This is a genomic window from Streptomyces sp. NBC_00178 (assembly GCF_036206005.1).
In the GTDB taxonomy this organism is placed as follows: domain Bacteria; phylum Actinomycetota; class Actinomycetes; order Streptomycetales; family Streptomycetaceae; genus Streptomyces.
In genome coordinates this window covers 4,555,694-4,573,960 of the sequence record NZ_CP108143.1, presented here as the reverse complement: position 1 = coordinate 4,573,960, position 18,267 = coordinate 4,555,694, and the positions used below count along the sequence as shown (strand labels likewise).

Annotated in this window: 16 protein-coding genes and 1 pseudogene; 6 read left to right on the top strand and 11 right to left on the bottom strand. The window is 73.5% G+C overall.

Features of this window, described 5'->3' with window-relative positions; translation table 11 throughout:
• Nucleotides 1-36: 36 nt before the first annotated feature.
• Complete coding sequence (locus tag OHT61_RS20135) at nucleotides 37-1,020, top strand: glycosyltransferase family 2 protein (protein WP_329040162.1); 984 nt, start codon at nucleotides 37-39, stop codon at nucleotides 1,018-1,020.
• Nucleotides 1,017-2,387 carry a hypothetical protein gene (locus OHT61_RS20130; protein ID WP_329040161.1) on the top strand — a complete coding sequence of 457 codons (1,371 nt, stop codon included), beginning with the start codon at nucleotides 1,017-1,019 and terminating at the stop codon, nucleotides 2,385-2,387. The genes OHT61_RS20135 and OHT61_RS20130 overlap by 4 nt, the downstream gene beginning before the upstream one ends.
• Before the next feature lie 11 nt (nucleotides 2,388-2,398).
• On the opposite strand, the gene OHT61_RS20125 is transcribed toward OHT61_RS20130, so the two are convergent.
• The 6 genes and pseudogenes from OHT61_RS20125 to OHT61_RS20100 all read right to left on the bottom strand — a co-directional run.
• On the bottom strand, nucleotides 2,399-3,511 hold the full coding sequence (locus tag OHT61_RS20125) for an acyltransferase (protein WP_329040160.1): 1,113 nt from the start codon (nucleotides 3,509-3,511) through the stop codon (nucleotides 2,399-2,401).
• A gap of 56 nt (nucleotides 3,512-3,567) precedes the next feature.
• Nucleotides 3,568-5,928: a tetratricopeptide repeat-containing glycosyltransferase family protein gene (locus OHT61_RS20120; RefSeq protein WP_329040159.1), complete on the bottom strand. Its 2,361-nt coding sequence runs from the start codon at nucleotides 5,926-5,928 to the stop codon at nucleotides 3,568-3,570.
• On the bottom strand, nucleotides 5,925-7,211 hold the full coding sequence (locus tag OHT61_RS20115) for a hypothetical protein (RefSeq protein ID WP_329040158.1): 1,287 nt from the start codon (nucleotides 7,209-7,211) through the stop codon (nucleotides 5,925-5,927). The genes OHT61_RS20120 and OHT61_RS20115 overlap by 4 nt, the downstream gene beginning before the upstream one ends.
• 58 nt (nucleotides 7,212-7,269) lie before the next feature.
• Nucleotides 7,270-8,619, bottom strand: coding sequence for a polysialyltransferase family glycosyltransferase (locus OHT61_RS20110; protein WP_329040157.1), 1,350 nt, complete (start codon nucleotides 8,617-8,619; stop codon nucleotides 7,270-7,272).
• Between the two features lie 3 nt (nucleotides 8,620-8,622).
• Entirely contained in the window at nucleotides 8,623-9,588 is a 966-nt protein-coding gene (locus OHT61_RS20105) for a glycosyltransferase family 2 protein (RefSeq protein ID WP_329040156.1), read from the bottom strand.
• A 171-nt stretch (nucleotides 9,589-9,759) separates the two neighbouring features.
• Nucleotides 9,760-10,131, bottom strand: a pseudogene (locus tag OHT61_RS20100) (TetR/AcrR family transcriptional regulator C-terminal domain-containing protein); the annotation flags it as partial.
• Here OHT61_RS20100 and OHT61_RS20095 point away from each other — a divergent pair.
• Both OHT61_RS20095 and OHT61_RS20090 read left to right on the top strand, forming a co-directional pair.
• The gene (locus tag OHT61_RS20095; protein WP_329040155.1) at nucleotides 10,045-10,224 is read left to right on the top strand and encodes a hypothetical protein; all 180 of its coding nucleotides are present in this window, start codon (nucleotides 10,045-10,047) and stop codon (nucleotides 10,222-10,224) included. The pseudogene OHT61_RS20100 and the gene OHT61_RS20095 sit on opposite strands and share 87 nt — an antisense overlap.
• Nucleotides 10,225-10,242: 18 nt before the next feature.
• Nucleotides 10,243-10,701, top strand: a complete 459-nt coding sequence (locus OHT61_RS20090; RefSeq protein WP_329040154.1) for a MarR family winged helix-turn-helix transcriptional regulator — start codon at nucleotides 10,243-10,245, stop codon at nucleotides 10,699-10,701.
• 39 nt (nucleotides 10,702-10,740) lie between these two features.
• On the opposite strand, the gene leuE is transcribed toward OHT61_RS20090, so the two are convergent.
• On the bottom strand, nucleotides 10,741-11,400 hold the full coding sequence (gene leuE / locus OHT61_RS20085) for a leucine efflux protein LeuE (RefSeq protein ID WP_329040153.1): 660 nt from the start codon (nucleotides 11,398-11,400) through the stop codon (nucleotides 10,741-10,743).
• A 166-nt stretch (nucleotides 11,401-11,566) separates the two neighbouring features.
• Nucleotides 11,567-13,147 carry an acyl-CoA mutase large subunit family protein gene (locus tag OHT61_RS20080; RefSeq protein WP_329040152.1) on the bottom strand — a complete coding sequence of 527 codons (1,581 nt, stop codon included), beginning with the start codon at nucleotides 13,145-13,147 and terminating at the stop codon, nucleotides 11,567-11,569.
• 235 nt (nucleotides 13,148-13,382) lie between these two features.
• Between OHT61_RS20080 and OHT61_RS20075 the strand changes: the two genes are divergently transcribed.
• On the top strand, nucleotides 13,383-14,255 hold the full coding sequence (locus OHT61_RS20075; protein ID WP_329043332.1) for a L,D-transpeptidase family protein: 873 nt from the start codon (nucleotides 13,383-13,385) through the stop codon (nucleotides 14,253-14,255).
• 205 nt (nucleotides 14,256-14,460) lie between these two features.
• Here the strand turns inward: OHT61_RS20075 and OHT61_RS20070 are convergent, their stop codons facing one another.
• Both OHT61_RS20070 and OHT61_RS20065 read right to left on the bottom strand, forming a co-directional pair.
• A complete protein-coding gene (locus OHT61_RS20070; protein WP_329040151.1) occupies nucleotides 14,461-15,477 on the bottom strand; it encodes a hypothetical protein in 1,017 nt (338 codons plus the stop codon).
• A complete protein-coding gene (locus OHT61_RS20065) occupies nucleotides 15,477-16,160 on the bottom strand; it encodes an RNA polymerase sigma factor (RefSeq protein WP_329043331.1) in 684 nt (227 codons plus the stop codon). Before OHT61_RS20065 ends, OHT61_RS20070 begins: the two co-directional genes overlap by 1 nt.
• A 634-nt stretch (nucleotides 16,161-16,794) precedes the next feature.
• Here OHT61_RS20065 and OHT61_RS20060 point away from each other — a divergent pair.
• Complete coding sequence (locus OHT61_RS20060; RefSeq protein WP_329040150.1) at nucleotides 16,795-17,541, top strand: SDR family NAD(P)-dependent oxidoreductase; 747 nt, start codon at nucleotides 16,795-16,797, stop codon at nucleotides 17,539-17,541.
• 81 nt (nucleotides 17,542-17,622) lie between these two features.
• Here the strand turns inward: OHT61_RS20060 and OHT61_RS20055 are convergent, their stop codons facing one another.
• Nucleotides 17,623-18,198 (bottom strand): hypothetical protein, encoded by a 576-nt coding sequence (locus tag OHT61_RS20055; RefSeq protein ID WP_329040149.1) that lies wholly within the window; start codon nucleotides 18,196-18,198, stop codon nucleotides 17,623-17,625.
• Nucleotides 18,199-18,267: the final 69 nt, after the last annotated feature.

The following is an 18,267-nucleotide window of genomic DNA, read 5'->3' as shown; positions in this document are numbered from 1 at the left end:
AAAGCAAATGCCGGGGCCGCCCCTAACGTGACGCGGGTGGTCAAGCTCTCCGTCATCGTGCCGTTCTTCAACGTTCAGGCCTACGCGTCCGACACCCTGAGAAGTCTGCGGGCCAATGCCCGGGAGGACTTCGAGTTCATCCTCGTCGACGACTGTTCGACCGACGGCACGGCGGATCTCCTGCGCCGGGCCGGCGAGGACATCGAGGGTGTGGTGGTCCGCTCCCACGAACGCAACGCCGGTCTGGCCACGGCCCGCAACACCGGTCTGGACGCGGCCCGCGGCGAGTACATCGCCTTCCTGGACGGCGACGACTGGGTCGCCCCCGGCCACTACGCCCGCCTTCTCGCCCGGACCGAGGCCCTGGGCTGCTCGTTCGTGCGCACGGACCATGTCCAGGTCACGGGCACGTCCCGCACGCTGCGCCGCGTCCCGCACGGTCCGCGCGGGGTGGTGGGCGACCCCAGGGACGCGATCCTGCCCGCGGACCGGACCACCTCGGTGGACTACGCGTACGCCTGGGCCGGGCTCTACCACCGTGACCTGCTGGACCAGGGGCTGCTGCGTTTCACGGACGGGCTGCGCACCGCCGAGGACCGGCCGTGGATCTGGCGGCTGCACCGGCACGCCCCGTCCTTCGCGGTCCTGGGAACTCTGACCCATTTCTACCGGCGGGGAGTCGCGTCCTCCCTCACCCGGATCGGCGACGAACGCAGGCTGGATTTCATTCGCGCTTACGGCCAGGTGCTGTCCGACACCGCTTCGGACCCAGCGGCCGACGAACTCCTGCCGAAAGCGGTGCGCACCTACTGCGCCGTCATCGCCCATCACATCGGAGCCGTCGATGAATTCGAACCATCGGTGGCCCGCACCCTGAAATCACTCTGCGCGGCGGCGCTGAAAAGCATGCCCCAGCCGATTCTGGACAATGTCCTGGCCTCCATGGACCCGGAACGCGCGACCGTGCTCCGAAGGCTGCGCCGCCGTCCCGCAGGCATCAAGGAGACGAGCGCCGCGTGACCGTCCAGATCTTCGCCGCCACAGGGCCGCACGGAACGGCCACGCTTGCCGCGGCCATCGACTCGGGCTTCTTCGCCCCGGGCAGCGCCGGCTCCGGAACAGGCGGCCTCGAGCGCCCCCCGCGCCGCGTCCTGCTGCTCTGCGACACCTCGGCCGTCCCGGAAGCGTCACCGTCCCCGGACGCGCTGCCCGGGTACGGCCGGCTGCGCGCCCGGTTCGACGAGGTGCTCTCGTGGAACGACGCCGTGCTCCCCCTGCATCCCGGCGTGTGGACGCCCCGCCCCGACGACGTACCCCTGTGGGAGCGCCATCTGCGCCGCCTCTGGGACCTCGGGGACGAGCCGGTCGAGCTGGTGCTGGAGTCCCCGCACGCCTCCCCCGCCCTGGCGCTCGCCCAGATCTTCACCGACGCTCCGGTCACCGTGTACGCGGACGGGCCTGCCGGATACGGCCCCACCGGCGGGAAGGTCGGCCCGCTGATCGGCACCCGGGTCCGGCGGCTGCTCCACCCCGGTCTCCTGCCGGGCCTGAAACCTCTGCTGCTGGCGGAGTTCGGCGTGCCCGTCGTCACGTTGCCGCCCGGAGCCCTGCGGAAGGTCTACGGCGAGATGGCCGACGCCGCACCGGTGCCGGACGCCCTCGGGGGCGCCGCGGTCCTGCTGCTCCCCGAGCCGGGGGTGCTGTCCGCCGCCGAGGAGTCGGAACTGGCCCTGCGGATGGTCCGTGGCACGGTGGCGCTGGGTCACACGCGGCTCGTCGTCCAGCCGCACCCCGGCACGCCCGCGCCCGGGCTCGACGCGCTGCGGGCGGAGGCCTCCCGGCTCGGTGCCGAACTGGCCGTCCCGGCCGCGGAACTGCCCGGTGTCCCCGCCGAGGTCCTGTTCGAGCGGCTGCGCCCCGCACTGGTCGCCGGCTGCTCCTCGCCGGCGCTGCTCACGGCGTCGGTGACGTACGGCCTGCCCGTGGCGGTCACCGGTACGGGCACACTCCTGGAGCGCCTCGCACCGTACGAGAACCCCGCCAGGATTCCGGCGACGATCGCCGACGCGCTGCTGCCCGGTCTGGACGACCCCGAGGCCGTGAAGGGACAGTCGCCGCCGACGGAGGCCGAGGTGGCCGAGGCCCTCGCTGGTCTGCTGGACGCCGTCGCCTTCGCCATGCGGCCGCGGGTACGTCCCGACCTCCGCCCGGCCGCCGAGCTCTACCTCTCCACCCGGCTGAACGCCGGGACCTGGCGCTACTTCAAGCGCCGCCGGCTGGCCTCGCTCGCCCTTCCCGGCGTCGTCCCCAACCGTCTGGCGTTCGTCCGCCGCAACGCGACGCTGCGCCGGATGGCCCGTCGCGCCCGCGCGCTGGCCCGCCGCTGACCGGGCGTCACTCAGCCCAGCAGGCGGGTCAGGCCGAGGCGGGTCCACAGGAGCGCGGCGCCGAACGAGAGAGCCGTGGTGGCGGCGGTGACGGCGAGAGCCAGCACCGCCGCCACCGGCAGGGAGAGGTCGCTGCCGACGAGCAGGTCGGTGAGGACGCCCAGGACCAGGACGTGGATCATGTACGCCCCGAACGAGGCGCCCGCCAGCCGGGTCAGGGCCGGGCGCAGCCGCTCGGGGACCCGCACGCGGTGCAGCGAGAGCAGCACACCGGCGCTGAACACGGCGACCAGGACGCTCGCGTACGGGATCGCGTAGTGGACCCCGTGCTGGTACGCGACGATCGCGGCCAGGGCCCCGCCCGCGGGCAGCAGCCACCACAGGCCGCGCCTGCCGAACGTACCGGCGGGCAGCGAGAGGAGCAGGGCGCCCAGCACGGCGTAGATCAGCTGGTACGGGCCGAAGCCCCAGCCGAAGCGCGGCACGTCCAGGCCCGGGATCCGGGACAGGTCGCCGGCCAGCGTCGGGGCGGCACCCAGCACGAGGAGGGCGGCACCCAGGCCCCAGGGGCGCTTGCCGGACTTCACCAGGGCGGCGAAGGCCAGGAGCATGATCACGGGGATGTAGGCGTACAGGTACCAGAGGTGGTACGCCGGGCGGACCGAGGCGAGGAGCGAGTCGAGCGCCAGCTCGCCGACCGGGGCGTCGTTGGTGCCGCGCAGCCTGCCCCAGGCCAGATAGAGCGCGGTCCAGACGCCGAGCGGCACCACGATCCGGACGATCCGCTGCCACAGCTGGCGTCCGTCGCGGACCGGGGCGCCGACCAGGACGACCCAGCCGGCGATCGCGAAGAACAGCGGCACCGCGAAGCGGCCCGCCGAGTCGGCGACCAGCCCGGCCCAGTAGGTGCCGGGCCCGTTCGAGGCCTCGCGGCCCGCCGTGTTCACGAACGCCGAGCCGGTGTGGCAGAGGATCACGCCGACGGAGCAGAGCAGCCGCACCAGGTCGATGTCGTACCGGTGTTCACGGCGCGGCCCGGACCCGGCGGCGGGCTGCGGGGACCCGGCGGGGGCGGGCGCGCCGGGCGGGGAGGCGCCGGCCGGCGAGGAGAGGGAGGAAGACATGGTCATCGAAGGCTATGAACGCGCGTGGCCGGGGTGAACTCCGGCCGGGTGAACAGTCACTTCGTCCGGGTGTCGGGCAGGTGAAGGGCCCGTGCGCCCCCGGCGGCGCGGGGCCCGGGAACGTGCGTGCCGGGGGCACCGGGGAAGGGGTCGGAAAGGCCGAACACCTTCCGGAGTTCCCCGAGGTTGGCGCGGGTGACCGACCAGAGGCGTTCCTGCCTGCCGTGCACGTCGGCCACGGCGGCCGCGTGGTGGTCCAGCACATCGGCCGCCCGCTCGGCGAGGCGGGCTCCGAGCGCCCTGTCGTGGACGGACACACCCCACTCGGGGCGGTCGATGTCGGAGAGGAAGTAGGCGAGTTTGGGGTGCGAGACCAGGCTGATGATCGGCGTACCGCAGCCGAAGGGGATCATTCCCGCGTGCCCGCGCATGCCGATGACCAGGCGCGTGTGCCGGTAGAGCTCGCGGATCCGGTCGTTGGTGAAGAGGTAGAGCGGCTCCACCGGCAGGGTGATGCCGTGTTCCCTGCGCAGGTCGTGGACGAACTTCTCGTCGGCGGGCATGTGGGCGGCGTAGCGGACCTCGGCGCGCTTCCCGACGGCGCGCACGGCGGCGGCCGTCTCGGCGAGGAAGTGGCCGTAGTCGTGGCCGAAGCGCAGACCGGCCCGGTCGTAGGCGCAGTTGACCAGCACGGTGTCGTCCCGGTGATCCGCGTCGGCCGTGCCGGGTTCGAGGTGGCGGGCGACGGTGGTGGGGCAGGGCTGGTAGCGCACGTGGTCGCGGAGTTCCTCCGGCAGGAGTTCGCGGACCCGCTCCACGGAGCCCTGGTTGCGCAGCCCGAAGAACACCGACCGCTCCACGAGGGTGCGCAGGCTCTCCGCGAAGCGCTCGCGGCGGTAGCGCTGGCCGTCGAAGACGTTGTAGCCGACCGCGAAGACGGCGAGCGGCGCGGTGATCCGGGCCAGGACCGCGTCGGGGATGTTCCACTGCCAGCCGCTGTTGCCGTTGGGCGCGGTGTCGGGGAGGAAGAGGCCGCCACCGCCGACGACGATGCCGCGCCTGGCGTTGAGCTCCTCCAGGCCGGGCTCGTCGACCAGGCGGTGCACGGACCGCTCGTGCCAGCGGGCGGGGCCGGTTTCCGGGCCGAAGCACATGCGTACGGCTTCGGGCAGTACCTTGTCGCCCGCGTTCTCCTGGCCGTCGGCGAACAGGGCCACATGGGCGAGCTGTTCCTCCGAGCGGCCCTCGGCCCCGGCTTCGGCGGAGCGTGTACGGACGTACCAGGCATGGCAGTTGCCGTCGGCCGGGTCCGCGTCGAGCCCCTCTCGGGCGTAGGCGTGTGCGTCCTCGGTCCGGCCCAGCAGCCAGGCGAGCCGGGCGAGCTGCCCGTACGCCCGGGCGGCGAAGTCCGGTGACACGGTGGCCAGGAGCAGGTGCGCCTCGGCCTCCTCGTAGCGGGACAGGGCCATCAGGCTCGTGCCCAGCGTCTCGTGGCAGCGCGGGAGGTCCGGCCGGTCCGCCACGGCGGGGGTGAGCAGAGCGACGGCCTCGTCGTAGCGGCCCTGCCGGCGGTGCACCTCGGCGACCTGTCGCACCAGGTCGACCGGCGCACGCCCCCCTCCGGGGAACGGCAGGGCGCAATGCAGGAGCAGCTCGGGGTGTTTGGAGCCGGGGAGGGCGCAGTAAGCGGCGCGGAACGCCTCGTCGTCCAGTTCGTACCGCTCACGCGCCGCGCGCGCCGGAGCGGAGAAGGCGGACGCGCCGCCGTCCTCCGCGGACCGCCCTTCCGGGAACCTCAGGACGACGGTGCTGTCGGACACGGGGGTGTCGTCGTGCGGCGGTCCCGCCGGGACGTCGTAGCGGGAGGGGAGCGGCACGAGGAGCCCCTCGTCCGCCAGTGCCCGGTCGGCCGCCTCCTCGCCCCGGGCCAGGGCCTCGAGCACGGTGTCCGAGACGTCCTGGAGCTGGATCACCGACAGGCCGCCGCCCTGCACGGGCCCTTCGCCGCCGGGCCCGGGGACCGCCGCGACCCCGGTGCGCAGGGCCAGCAGCGGCGCGAGGGAGCCGAGGACGACCGTGCCGGCGCCGAGGGCGACGACGGTGTCGTAGCCGGTCAGCCGGAACACGTCGAGGCGGCTGCGAGCGGCGCGCGGGACGAGCCGGGGGTGCAGCCGGCGTGCCGCGTCGAACGCGGAGTCGGGCAGCCCGGGGTGCAGGACGAGGAAGTCCTCGCAGACGGCCGGACCGGTCAGGGCGAGGCTGCGCAGCAGCACCAGCAGGCCGGGCATCCGGCCCTCGTCGGCGTACGCGGCGAAGGCGATCCTGCGCTTGCCGGTGACGGCGCGCCTGTCGTCGGGCCCGGCGGCCGGACCGCCGTCGGCGCGGCCGGTGCGTCCGTCCGCGGGGGTGGTGTTCATCGGAGCGCGATCCTCATCCCGGTCTCGTCCTCGTGTGCCGTGCGTGCCGTGACCCACTCCCGCTCGCCCGGCAGCAGCTGCCCCGGCAGCAGCTGCCCCGGCAGCCCGAAGCCGATGAGGTCCAGCCGGCCGGCGTCCAGGAAGTCCAGCAGCCGGAGCACCGTGAAGGCGGTGCTGGTCCGCGTGGACCAGCCGTCCTCGCCGAGCAGCGCCGGGTCGTCCAGGGGGTGCCTCAGCGAGGCGTCGCCGACGCGGTCCTGGGCGCCCGCGGCGAGACGGGCGCGCAGGGCCCTGCGCCAGTGCGCGAGGGGGTCGCCGAAGACCAGCCGGGTTCCGGTCCTGCGGTCCCAGGCCGGACCGGTCCACGGGCTGTCGCCGCGCAGCGTGACCGCGTGCAGGTCGGTGCGCGGGGCGCCCTCGGGGAGGGTGTCGCAGCGCACCACCAGGTCGTATCCCTCGATCAGCCCGCCGAGCGCGCTGGCCGGGGCCCGCTCCTCCTCGGCGATCCGGGGCGCCCCCGCGACCAGGCACACCGAGCGTCCCGCGACGAGGCGGCGCAGCGCGGGCACTCCGACGGGCTCGGCGCCGCCGAGCAGGGGGTCGGCCATCCTGTCCCGGTCCAGCAGCCGCCTGTAGGCGGCGTACAGCGCGGCGAGACGGCGGACGCCCGGGTCCGCCATGCCGCCGCCCTCGGCGGTCCGCTGTCGTACGAGGCCGGCGAAGGCGGTACGGGCCTCACCCGCGGGGGTCTCGCGCAGACGGCCACCGCTCTCGCCGGGGAGCAGCGCGGCGGCCTCGTCCAGGAGGGCGCGCAGTTCGTTCAGGGTGGCGATCCGCCGCACGATGTCCTGGGCGGCCGACGGGTTCTGCTGGAGCGTCAGGTGGCGCTCGTACGCCACGACGGCCTCGTCGCTCCGGCCGAGCGCGTCCAGGGCGCTCCCCCGCAGCCGCCAGGCACCCTTGGACCTGGGCCGCAGCGCGGTGGCCTCGACGGCGATGTCCAGGGCGAGGCGGGCCTCGGTGTCACCGCCCGCCTCCAGGGCGAGCCGCCCGGTCCGCAGCAGCGCGTCGAACATGCCGCCCGTGTCGCTGCCGCAGGCCGCCGTGAGGCCGCCGATGGCGGCGACCAGCCGGGTCTGCCGGGCGTCGTCCACGGGGCCGCCCGCGGCGAGGCCCGTGAGGTAGACGCCGCACAGCCGCAGGACGGCGGGCACCGTCGCCGTGGCGTCCTGTCCGGTTCTGGCCCGTACTGCCTTGAGCAGCCCGGTGACGGTCTGGCCCATGCTCGTTCCGCCGTTCTGTCATCAGTGGCCGGCCGGGGCGCGCTCCCCGGTTCCGGGGTCAGAGGCCCAGGCTGGTGCGGGTGCGGCGTACGGTGCGGCGCAGCCGGATCGCCGCTCCTCGCGGGCCGCCGCCGGGAAGCGTGAGCTTCTGGAGGCGCCGCCGCTTGAAGTAGTGCTGCGTGGTGGCGTCGAGGTGGTCCCGCAGCCAGGACTCGGCCTCGGCGCGCAGCGTGGGGTGGAGGCCGGACTGCATGCAGTAGCCGACGGTCCTGACCAGCGGCGCCAGGGTCTCCGGTGCGGTGGACGGCAGTTCGGCCACGGGCTCACCGCTGTGCGCGTCCAGGTCGGGCACGAGGTGGTCGACGATCGTCAGCGGGACGCGGTTGCTGTTCTCGTACGGGGTGATGCGGTCCAGCACGAGACGGGTCCCGACGCGGGCGACGGGGATGCCGTAGTAGGCGGCGGCGGTGAACATCGCGGTCGAGAAGCAGCCGACGACGAGTGTGGGCGCGCAGCGTTCGTAGAGGGTCTCGGCGAGCAGCGGGCCGTCCAGCGTCGTCAGCCGCACCCCCAGCTCGGCGGCGGTGTCGTCCAGCGCCCGCGAGTAGCGGGCCGGCGCGGTGGGGTGCGGTTTGAACAGGACGGAGGTGTGGCCCGCCCGCGCCGCGCCGCGCAGCATGCGGATGTGCAGGTCCTCCTCCTCCTCGGCGGTGAGGATGTTCAGGGCCGCGAGGTACTGCCCGAGGAGCATGGCCGTGGGCGCCGCCTCCACGGCCGCCGCGAGCTGCCGGTCGCCGTCCGCCGATCCTGCGATCTCGCCGAGCACCTTGCGGAAGGAGTCGTTCGGGACGAGCTCGGGCTCGACCCCCGACTCGGCCAGGAGGAGGGGCCGCAGTCCCGGTACGAGGTCCAGGTGCAGCACGCGCTGGATGCGGCAGGCGATGGACCGCGGCACCTTGTTGCGCGTCGGGCCGTAGCTCATCAGGCCGTCGGCGTAGACGTGTACGGCGCTCTCGGCGAAGATCGCGGCGAGTGCGCGGGCGGGGTTGACCTGGATGGATTCGACGGCGAGGTCGACGGGCCCGGTGGGATCGATGCCCCAGGCGAGCCGGAAGGCGCGCTGCCAGAGCTCGGTCTCCTCGGGCCGCGGACCCCAGCCGCTCGGATGGTGCGGGCTGATGGCCTCGTTCCAGTCGACGACGGCGTCGAAGCGGGCCGCGATGTCGCCGTAACCCCGCATGTCCTCCAGCCGGAGGGCGGTTTCGGGGATCGCGGCGTTGTTGGAGACGAGCAGGACGCGATGGCTGTCCTGCCCGGGCCCGAACTGTCCGGCGTCGAGCGCCGCGGCAAGCGTGGCCGCCCCGTAGAGGGTCGAGACCTGGAAGATCTGGGTGCGTCGCGTGGGCATGGGTCAGGCGGCCTTCTGCTTGTCACGCAGGCGGTTGAGCAGGGTGCTGCGCTTGGCGTCCATCATCGTCAGGGTGTGGTCGAGCACCTGCTGCGGCATGCGGTGCAGCGCGGCGGCCGACTCGTGGCGCAGCCGCCGGAAGGTCGCGGGCTCGTACGCGTCCGCCTTCTCGTTGTGGAAGGCGATCATCGCGCAGTAGGTGCGGACCGCCTTGGGAAGGAGGATCTCCGCGTCCCGGTCCTCGCGGATCTCGTCCAGCAGCGTGTCGTAGGCGGGGAAGAAGTCCAGCTGGCGGGAGTCCTTGATCTGGGTCAGGGAGGTGGTGACCCCGCGCCGGTAGAAGACGCCGTACAGGTTCAGCGCCGCGTAGCTGCGTGCCCGCAGGTGCAGCTGCCAGATCCACAGCCGGTCCTCCGCGGTGCGCAGCCGGGTGGTGAAGCGGTGGCCGCCGTCGTCGAAGAGCCGCCGGTGGTAGACGCCCGCCCAGACGAAGGGGTAGTCGACCATCGTCTCGAACCCGGGCGAGGCGATGCCCTCCCGCGGGTCCAGCACGGTCTCACGGAGCGGGGCGGGTGCCCGCTTCACGATCCGGGCGGTGCCGGTGGCCTGGACGTGGTCGGTGCGGGCGAAGTCGCAGTCCAGCCCGGCGGCGGCGTGCAGCAGCCGGCCGAGATGGCCGGGGGCGTACCAGTCGTCGCCGTCGAGGAAGGTGACGAAGTCGCCGCGGGCCGCGTCGATGCCGCTGTTGCGGGCCGCGGCGATGCCCTGGTTCTTCTCGTGCCGGATGACCTCGGCGTTCGGGAGTCTGTCGGCCCAGCGGTCGATGACGGCCGGTGTGTCGTCCGTGGAGCAGTCGTCCACCAGCAGGAACTCGATGTCCGGGCCGGTGTTGCGGGCGAGACTGCCCAGCGTCGTGTCGGCGAAGGCGCCGACATTGTGGAACGGCACGACAACGGACAGTTTCGGCACGCGGACCCTCGCCTTCGATCTTGGTCCGCCCACGCTAGTGACGCGGGTGAAGGGGAGGGTGTCGCACGGCCCGACGAACGGTGAACTCTGGGCGTCCCCGGGGTGACCCGGGGCCGAGGCGAGCCGGGGCCGGGGCCGGGGCGAGCCGGGGCCGGGGCGAGCCGGGCGCCCCTACGCCACCCCGTACCGGGCTTCGATGCCCGCGACGACGATCCACAGGCCGTCCTCGAAGCGTTCGTCGTAGTGGGTGAACATCTCGGCCCCGGCCGCCGCCGCGAGGGGATAGCGCTTCAGTCGTCCGGCCCGCTCGTCGACGTCGTACCCGTCCCGCCGCTCGTCCGGCATGGGCTGGACGCCCTGCTCCTCGGTGACGAAGCCCATCGTGTACGCGTTCACGGTCGTCCCCGCGCGCACCGCCTGCCACAGCTCGAACCCTGCGTCGACCATCGTGCGGAGGTGTGCCTCCAGGCCGTCGGCGTGGTCGGTGCCGGTGAACCGGGCTCCGCTGTAGACCTTGGCGCCGTCGCGGTAGCGGAGCAGCGCCGGCCCGACGGCTACATCGGCTGGGCGGGCGAGGACCTCCGGGGTCTCGCGGAGTACGCCGGACCACTGGGCCTTGACCTCAAGTCCGCTTGAGCTCCTACGGTCCAGGACATGGACTACTCACATGACGACGCGGGGCTGGCCCGGCAGCCGATCGGCTACTGGAGCTGGGCGGCCCACGAGGCGACCGTGACCTACATCAGGGCCGCACTGGCCGAACACGGACTGACCCAGCCTCCCTGGTGGGTCCTCAACCAGCTCACCGAGGCGGACGAGCACGGCCGTCCGCGCGCCGAGGTGGTCGCGCTGCTCCGCGGCTACCTGAACGTCGGCGACGCGCTGGAACCGGAGATCGACGCCCTCATCGCCAAGGGCCTGGTCACGGAGGACCCCGCCACCCGCCTCCGGCTCACCCCCGAAGGACACGCCCTGCGCGCCGAGGCGTTCGAACGGGTCGGCAGGGCGAGCGCGGAGATCCACGCCGGCATCCCGGACGAGGAGTTCGTCGCTGCCCTGAAGGTGCTCCAGCGGATGATCCACAACGTGGGCGGCAAGGCCTGGCACCACTGAGCCCTGCCACCGGACCCGGTCGGACGGGTCCGGCCCGGTTCAGACCCCGCTGAGCGACAGCTTCGCCGCGAACCCGAGGAACAGCACACCCGCCGCCGTGGTGGCCCCCGCCGACAGCCGCTTGCGGCGGTGGAAGAGGGCGGCCAGCCGGGCGCCGCCGAAGATCAGCGTCGAGAGGTAGAGGAAGCTGCCGATCTGCAGGAGGGTGCCGAGCAGGAGGAAGGACAGCGCCGGATAGGCGTACCCCGGGTCGACGAACTGCACGAAGAAGGAGATGAGGAACAGGATGGCCTTCGGGTTGAAGATGCTGACCACGAGCGCCCGCCGGTAGGGGTCTTCCGCGGCTGCCGACGGTGCGGCGCTCTCCTCCGTCAGCTCGGCTGCCCGCCGGTGCCGCTCGCGCCACATCGACGCGGCGGCCCGCATCATCCCGATCGCCAGCCACGTCAGATAACCGGCGCCCGCGTACTTGACGACGGCGAACAGCAGCGGCGTCGTCTGCAGCAGCGAGGCGGCGCCCAGCGCCGACAAGGTCATCAGGACCGTGTCCCCGGTCCACACACCGGCAGCGGCCACATAGCCGGTGCGCACGCCGCGCCGGGCGGCGACGGACAGCACGTACAGCGAGTTCGGCCCCGGCAGCAGAATGATCAGCACCAGGCCGGCGAGATAGGTCGGAAGATCGGTGACACCCAGCATGGACGGAGTGTCGCACGCGGGTACGGCACTCCGTCCAGACGGTTCACATGGCGGAAATCCACCGCCCGTCGCTGCCCGGGACCGGTCCACGGGCCCGGGGGGCCAGCGCGGGATCACTCGCGCGGTGACGACCGGCAGCAGGTCGCGGCTCCCCGGCCCAGGCCGCTCAGAACGCGTCGGTCGGCACGTACGCGCCCCAGATCTCCCGCAGCGCGTTGCAGACCTCGCCCACGGTGGCCCGCGCCTTGAGGGCGTCCTTCATCGGGTAGAGGACGTTGTCCGTCCCCTCGGCCGCCTTCCTGAGTTCCGCCAGCGCCGCGTCCACCGCACCCTGGTCGCGTCCGGCGCGGAGCTTCGCCAGGCGGGCCGCCTGCTGGGCCTCGATCGCCGGGTCGACACGGAGGGGCTCGTACGGCTCCTCCTCGTCCAGCCGGAAGCGGTTGACGCCGACGACGACCCGCTCGCCGCTGTCCGTCTCCTGCGCGACCCGGTAGGCGCTGCGCTCGATCTCGCCCTTCTGGAAGCCGCGTTCGATGGCCTCGACCGCGCCGCCCATGTCCTCGACCTTGAGCATCAGTTCCAGGGCCGCGGCCTCGACGTCGTCGGTCATCCTCTCGACGACGTAGCTGCCGGCGAACGGGTCCACCGTGGCCGTCACGTCCGTCTCGTACGCCAGTACCTGCTGGGTGCGCAGCGCGAGGCGGGCCGACTTGTCGGTCGGCAGCGCGATCGCCTCGTCGAAGGAGTTGGTGTGCAGCGACTGCGTGCCGCCGAGCACGGCGCCCAGGCCCTGGACCGCGACCCGGACCAGGTTGACCTCGGGCTGCTGGGCGGTGAGCTGGACGCCCGCGGTCTGGGTGTGGAAGCGCAGCATCAGGGACTTGGGGTTCCTCGCGCCGAACTCCTCCTTCATCACCCGCGCCCAGATCCGGCGCGCGGCACGGAACTTGGCGACCTCCTCCAGGATCGTCGTACGGGCGACGAAGAAGAAGGAGAGCCGGGGCGCGAAGTCGTCCACGTCCATGCCCGCGGCGACGGCGGTGCGGACGTACTCGATGCCGTCCGCGAGCGTGAACGCGATCTCCTGCGCGGGCGAGGCGCCCGCCTCGGCCATGTGGTAACCGGAGATCGAGATGGTGTTCCACTTCGGGATCTCGGCCCGGCAGTACTTGAAGATGTCGGCGATCAGCCGCAGCGACGGCTTCGGCGGGAAGATGTACGTGCCCCGGGCGATGTACTCCTTGAGCACGTCGTTCTGGATGGTGCCCGTGAGCCGGTCCGCGGGCACGCCCTGCTCCTCGGCGACCAGTTGGTAGAGCAGCAGCAGGAGCGACGCGGGGGCGTTGATGGTCATCGAGGTGGAGACCTCGCCCAGCGGGATGCCGTCGAAGAGGACGCGCATGTCGTCGAGCGAGTCGATGGCGACCCCGACCTTGCCGACCTCGCCGGAGGCGATGGGGGCGTCCGAGTCGTGCCCCATCTGGGTCGGCAGGTCGAACGCGACGGACAGGCCGGCGGTGCCGTTGGCGATCAGCTGCTTGTAGCGGGCGTTGGACTCCGTGGCGGTGCCGAATCCCGCGTACTGCCGCATGGTCCACGGCCGGCCCGTGTACATGGTGGGGTAGACACCGCGTGTGAAGGGGTACGCCCCGGGCTCGCCCAGTTTCTCGTCGGCCCGCCAGCCGTCGAGGGCGTCCGGCCCGTACACCGGCTCGATGGGCAGTCCCGACTCGGACTCACGCGTCATGTGCTGTGCCTCCCGCTCAAGCTACTTACCGGTAACAAATCTCGCGACGGACTCTAGCGGCGACGCCCCGGTCTGTCGGGAGCCCTCCGCTGGGAGCTTGCTCACAGCGCGCGCCCCCGCCCCGGACGGACCACTCCCATCATGCGCAGGATTCGGCAACCGGGCAGGGCGGGAATCCGTCTCCTGGGACATCCGCGTCACGCGGGCGGCGGCAGGACAGCCAGGGGGGCCGATGATGGGACGTGTACGGGCCGGCAGCCGGACAGGCGGGGTGCGCGCGGCGGCCGCGTGTGCGGTCGTGCTGGCCGCCCTCACGGCGGGTTGCACGGACACGTCCGCCGGGCCGGCGGGCCCCGCCACCCCGCCGGGGACGGCCGCGTCGTCCCCGGACGACGCCAAGCCGAGCGGCGGCCCGGCCACCCCGTCGGCGTCCGCGACGGCGCCGGCGACACCGACCGCCCGCCCCTCGGCACCGCCCCGGACACTGATGTCGGTCGGCGACCGGAGCGAGCGGGTACGGGAACTCCAGGCGAGGCTGCGGCAGATCGGCCACTTCGACCGCAGCCCCACCGGCTACTACGGCACCCTGACGGCCGCGGCGGTGCGCTCCTTCCAGGGCAAGCGGGACCTCCCCCGTACGGGCGGGACCGACCCGGTGACGTGGCGGCGACTGCTGGCGATGACGAGGAAGCCGACGGCCCGGGAACTGGACCCGCCGACCGACAGGCCGGTCGCCCGGCCCGACGCGCGGTGCATGACGGGCCGGGTGCTGTGCATCAGCAAGAACAGCCGCACACTGGCCTGGATGATCGACGGCCGGGTGGTCTCCGCGATGGACGTCCGGTTCGGCTCGCAGTACACGCCCACCCGCGAGGGCGCCTTCTCGGTGTACTGGAAGTCCCGGCACCACGTCTCGACGCTCTACGACACCCCCATGCCGTACGCGATGTTCTTCAGCGGCGGCCAGGCCGTGCACTACTCACCCGACTTCGCGGCCCGTGGCTACGGCGGCGCGTCGCACGGATGCGTGAACGTGCGGGACGAGGGGAAGATCGCGTCGCTGTTCGCCCAGGTGAAGAACGGCGACAAGGTCGTCGTCTACCGGTAGCCGGGACCGGCGGGGCGATCGGGGGCGCGGGCGGGACCGGGGGAACGTGTCCCGCCCGCGCCGGATGCGCCGAGCCGAAGGTACGGGGGGAACCCCGGCTCGTTGCGCGGCCGATGACCAGTCGGCACTCACTACTGCGCCGCAGCGCCGAAGAACGTTACAGCTGACACGTTCGCGCAGGTCACAGGCGTACCCGCAGGTAGGGTCAGCGGCGCACGGGCAGGGTGGACAGCAAGCGGGGGAAGGCCGTCGGCCGCGCCCCGGGCCCCTCACCCGGCGCGTCCCGTGTGGGGAAGCTGACGGGCGGGAAGGGCCCTCCGGCATCGTCGCCGAGCCCTTGGCCGCCGCCCGCCTTGCCGCCTGTGCGGCCGTCCGCCGCGAGGACGCGGTCGCAGAAGCGGTCCAGGTTGCGCTCCCCGTCGGCGAGTTCGAGGAGCCGGCGCTCCTGGTCCTTGCTCAGGGCGTCGGCGCGGTACTCGCGGCACGCCCGGACGGACTTCGCGAACACCCCGCCCGCCGCCCCTCCGGGTGCGTCGCGCCCGTCCGCGGGCTCCCGCGCACCGTCGTCGTCCCTGCTCCTGTCCCGGCCGCCGTCCTGCGGGGCGGGCGGGGCGCCGCCGCCCGACGGGCTCGGCGGCACACCGTCGGCCGGCCTCTCCTCGGCACCGCCGGGCTTCTTCGAGGGCGGCGGAGTGCCGGGCGCCTCCGGCACCGCGGACGGCGGGGGGACGGAGCGCTCCGCCTCGGGCGCCTCTTCGCCCATCTCCTCCGGGGACGCGGCGGCGGACACGGAGACCGCGGGAACCGGTGCGCCGTGGCTGCCGAACGGCGCGGGCAGCATGCCCGCGCCTCCGGCGAAGGCCACCCCGCCGAGCGCGCATCCCGCGAGCGAGACGGCCAGGCAGAAGCGCACCGGGCGCGTCCAGCGCGGACGCCGGGGTGACGCCGCGGGCGCCGCCCCGATCCGTACGGTGTGCGGGGCGCCGGCGGAACGCGCGGCGGCCCGCTCGCCGCTGCCGGATGCCTTGCGGAAGGCGGCCATCGCCGCGGCCTCGCCGGGAAGTTCACCGCCGGCCGGGGCGGGGGTCCGTATCGCCCGCAGCGCTTCCTCCAGCTGCGGCAGTGCGGTCCCGCCGTGATCGTCGACGGACCCGACGCACGCGCCGCGGAGGAGTTCCTCCGCGGCGTCCGCGTCAAGCCACCCGTGTTGCTCGTCGGCCATCACATGTCCCTCTGCGTCCACGGACGCGAATGCGTCACACCGGCGGGCGCCGCCCCGCCCTTGCGGGAGGGGCGCTGCGCGGGCACCGCGCCGAGTCCCGGCCCGGCCGCCGGAATCTCGCCCTCCTGGCCGCTGTCGCCCCCCACCAGCTCGGCGAGCCTCTTCAGACCGCGGTGGGCCGCGGTGCGGACCGCACCGGGACGCTTGCCCAGTGTCCGGGCGGCACTCTTGGCGTCGAGGCCGATCACCACGCGCAGTACGACGGCCTCGGCCTGGTCCTGCGGCAGTTGCGCGATGAGTGACATGGCACGCCCGGTACCGAGGGACTCCAGCGCCTCCCCCGCCGTGTCGGACTCGGCGGCCTCTCCGGCCAGTTCGCTCTCGTCGCCACCGATCGCGGGGCGCCTGCCCCGCATCCTGATGTGGTCGAGCGAGCGGTTGCGCGCTATGCGGGCGGCCCAGCCCCGGAAACGGTCGGCGTCGCCGCTGAAGCTGCCGAGGTCCCGCGCTATCTGCAGCCAGGCCTCGGACGCCACGTCCTCTGCGTCCGGTTCACCGACCAGCGTCCGTATGTAGCCGAGCAGCCGCGGGTGCACGGCGCGGTACACAGTACGGAAGGCGTCCTCGTCCCCGTCCTGTGCCGCGAGCACCGCGGCGGTCAGCTCCGCGTCGTCCCCCAGCACCTCAACCCGCCCCGCTGATCTCGATCGCAGCTGGTCACCACTGCCGCGCAGCCCTGCGCGAATCAGCACGCTACGTGCTCGGACAGTGCCCCGTCCATGACTTGTACAACCCGCAACTGTCTCCTGACGCGCTGCGGTGTGACAGAAAACGCACTCATGGCGCAGAGATGAGTACGGGGCCGCACTGCGGTCCCGTGAAAGACGGCCGGGGCCTCTCCTGTGGGGGGTGGCGGCCCCGGTCGTCCTTCCGTCGTCCCGCGGCCCGGTCCGGGCAGGTGCGGGAGGCCACCCCGGCCCGGTACGGGCAGGTGCGGTACACCGCCTTCCGCCGCTCCCAGCAGGCCACTTCGCCCTCGCTGCTCCGATCCGTGCGGCCGGACGTCCTGACTCGGCCCGCGCGTTCCGCGACGCACTGCTTCCCGTGCGGGTGCCCGCACGGTCCGGCCGGTGAGTCGGCGCCCGCCTCCCACGCCCCCGCTTCCACGGACACCCGGGGCGGCAGAACCTCATCCACATAATTGACCGTACAAGCACATTTTCCTGAGGTCGGTCCCGGCCCGCCCCTCACGGCGAAGCAGCGGCGACGACCTGTGCGGGCCCGCCACGACGCGGTTCGCACTTCGGAGGTTGGGACATGACACGACTCGACGGCAGGACCGCTCTCGTCACGGGCGGATCGCGAGGAGTGGGCGCCGCCGTGGTCCGGCGTCTGGCGGCGGAGGGGGCGGCCGTGGCCTTCACCTACACCAGCTCGGCGGACAAGGCCGAGAGCGTCGTGGCCGACGTCGTCGCGGCGGGCGGGCGGGCCGTCGCCTACCGCGTCGACCAGGCCGACACCGGTGAGGCGTCCTCACTCCCCGGCCGGGTGATCGAGGACCTCGGGCGTCTCGACATCCTCGTGCACAACGCGGCCGTCTACGTGACCGGAACCGTCGACGACCCCGGCCACGACGCGGAGGCGCTCGCCCGTCAGCTCGCCGTGAACGTCGTGGGCGTCGCCGCCACCACGCGAGGCGCAGCGCCCGTCCTGTCCGACGGCGCGCGCATCGTGGTGATCTCCAGCGTGGCCGCGATCCAGTCGATGGCCGCGGCCGGGAGCGACTACGCCGCGTCGAAGGCCGCACTGGAGGCCTACGCCCGGGGGTGGGCCCGTGACCTCGGGCGCCGCGGCATCACTTCGAACATCGTCCAACTCGGCACCATCAACACCGACATGAACCCCGAGACGACCGAGGGCGCGCGGACCATGGCCGGCCTTCTGCCCCTCGGACGCTACGGTCAGCCGCACGAGGTGGCCGGGGTCGTCGCCTTCCTGGCCGGTGAGGACTCGTCCTTCGTCACCGGCGCCACGATCCGGGTCGACGGCGGCCTGCTGGCGTGATCCCGTTCCGGCGTACCGCCCCGGACGGGGCCGTTTCGGCCTGCCCGCCGGGACGGGGTGCGCCGGCCGGCCCGCCCGACGTCACCGCGCGCGGCCGCGGGCCCGCCTCGACATCACCGCGCGCAGGACGCGCCGCCCCTCGGCCGACAGGTCCAGCACCTGTCGCAGGCCCGCCCCTCCGCCGGCCGTGCCGGCGTTCTCGGCGAGCACGTCCAGGATCTCGCTCTGGCGCAGCACCTCGCCGCTGACCAGCGGTCCGCCGTCGGCCGCCCCGCCCGTGCGGCACCGCTCCAGCGCGTCCGCGCCCCCCGCCGGGAAGTCGAACTCCCGGTGCACGTCCAGCGCGAGGAGCGAGCACGCGTCCGCCCAGGCCCTCAGCGGCCCGGCCGTGAACTCCCGCGGCGCGGCACCGAGCATCGCGCGCACCCGCGAGGCAGTGCCGTCGTCGGCCACGGGCGCGGAACGCTCCATCGCCGCGTGCACGGCGTCGAGGCGTTCCGCCCACTGCTCGCCGGTATCGCAGCTCACCCAGAGCGGGCGCAGCGGCTCGGGATCACCCCCGTCGTCCGGCGGTGTGAGACAGCGGTCCAGACAGGCGAGTGCACTCGCCGCCAGGCTCCGCTCGTCGGCACGGGCGATCTGCTCCATCAGAGTCATCGACGACGCCTCCCCTCGTATCGCGGCTGCTCCGCCGCTCAGTGACGAGGGCTGTGCTGCCTGTTACCG

Excerpts from the sequence above, each read along its gene's own strand:
- OHT61_RS20125 (WP_329040160.1), bottom strand. The coding sequence starts at position 3,511 with ATGTCTTCCTCCCTCTCCTCGCCGGCCGGCGCCTCCCCGCCCGGCGCG.
- OHT61_RS20120 (WP_329040159.1), bottom strand. The coding sequence starts at position 5,928 with ATGAACACCACCCCCGCGGACGGACGCACCGGCCGCGCCGACGGCGGT.
- OHT61_RS20115 (WP_329040158.1), bottom strand. The coding sequence starts at position 7,211 with ATGGGCCAGACCGTCACCGGGCTGCTCAAGGCAGTACGGGCCAGAACC.
- OHT61_RS20110 (WP_329040157.1), bottom strand. The coding sequence starts at position 8,619 with ATGCCCACGCGACGCACCCAGATCTTCCAGGTCTCGACCCTCTACGGG.
- OHT61_RS20090 (WP_329040154.1), top strand. The coding sequence starts at position 10,243 with ATGGACTACTCACATGACGACGCGGGGCTGGCCCGGCAGCCGATCGGC.
- leuE (WP_329040153.1), bottom strand. The coding sequence starts at position 11,400 with ATGCTGGGTGTCACCGATCTTCCGACCTATCTCGCCGGCCTGGTGCTG.
- OHT61_RS20080 (WP_329040152.1), bottom strand. The coding sequence starts at position 13,147 with ATGACGCGTGAGTCCGAGTCGGGACTGCCCATCGAGCCGGTGTACGGG.
- OHT61_RS20075 (WP_329043332.1), top strand. The coding sequence starts at position 13,383 with ATGGGACGTGTACGGGCCGGCAGCCGGACAGGCGGGGTGCGCGCGGCG.
- OHT61_RS20070 (WP_329040151.1), bottom strand. The coding sequence starts at position 15,477 with ATGGCCGACGAGCAACACGGGTGGCTTGACGCGGACGCCGCGGAGGAA.
- OHT61_RS20060 (WP_329040150.1), top strand. The coding sequence starts at position 16,795 with ATGACACGACTCGACGGCAGGACCGCTCTCGTCACGGGCGGATCGCGA.
- OHT61_RS20055 (WP_329040149.1), bottom strand. The coding sequence starts at position 18,198 with ATGACTCTGATGGAGCAGATCGCCCGTGCCGACGAGCGGAGCCTGGCG.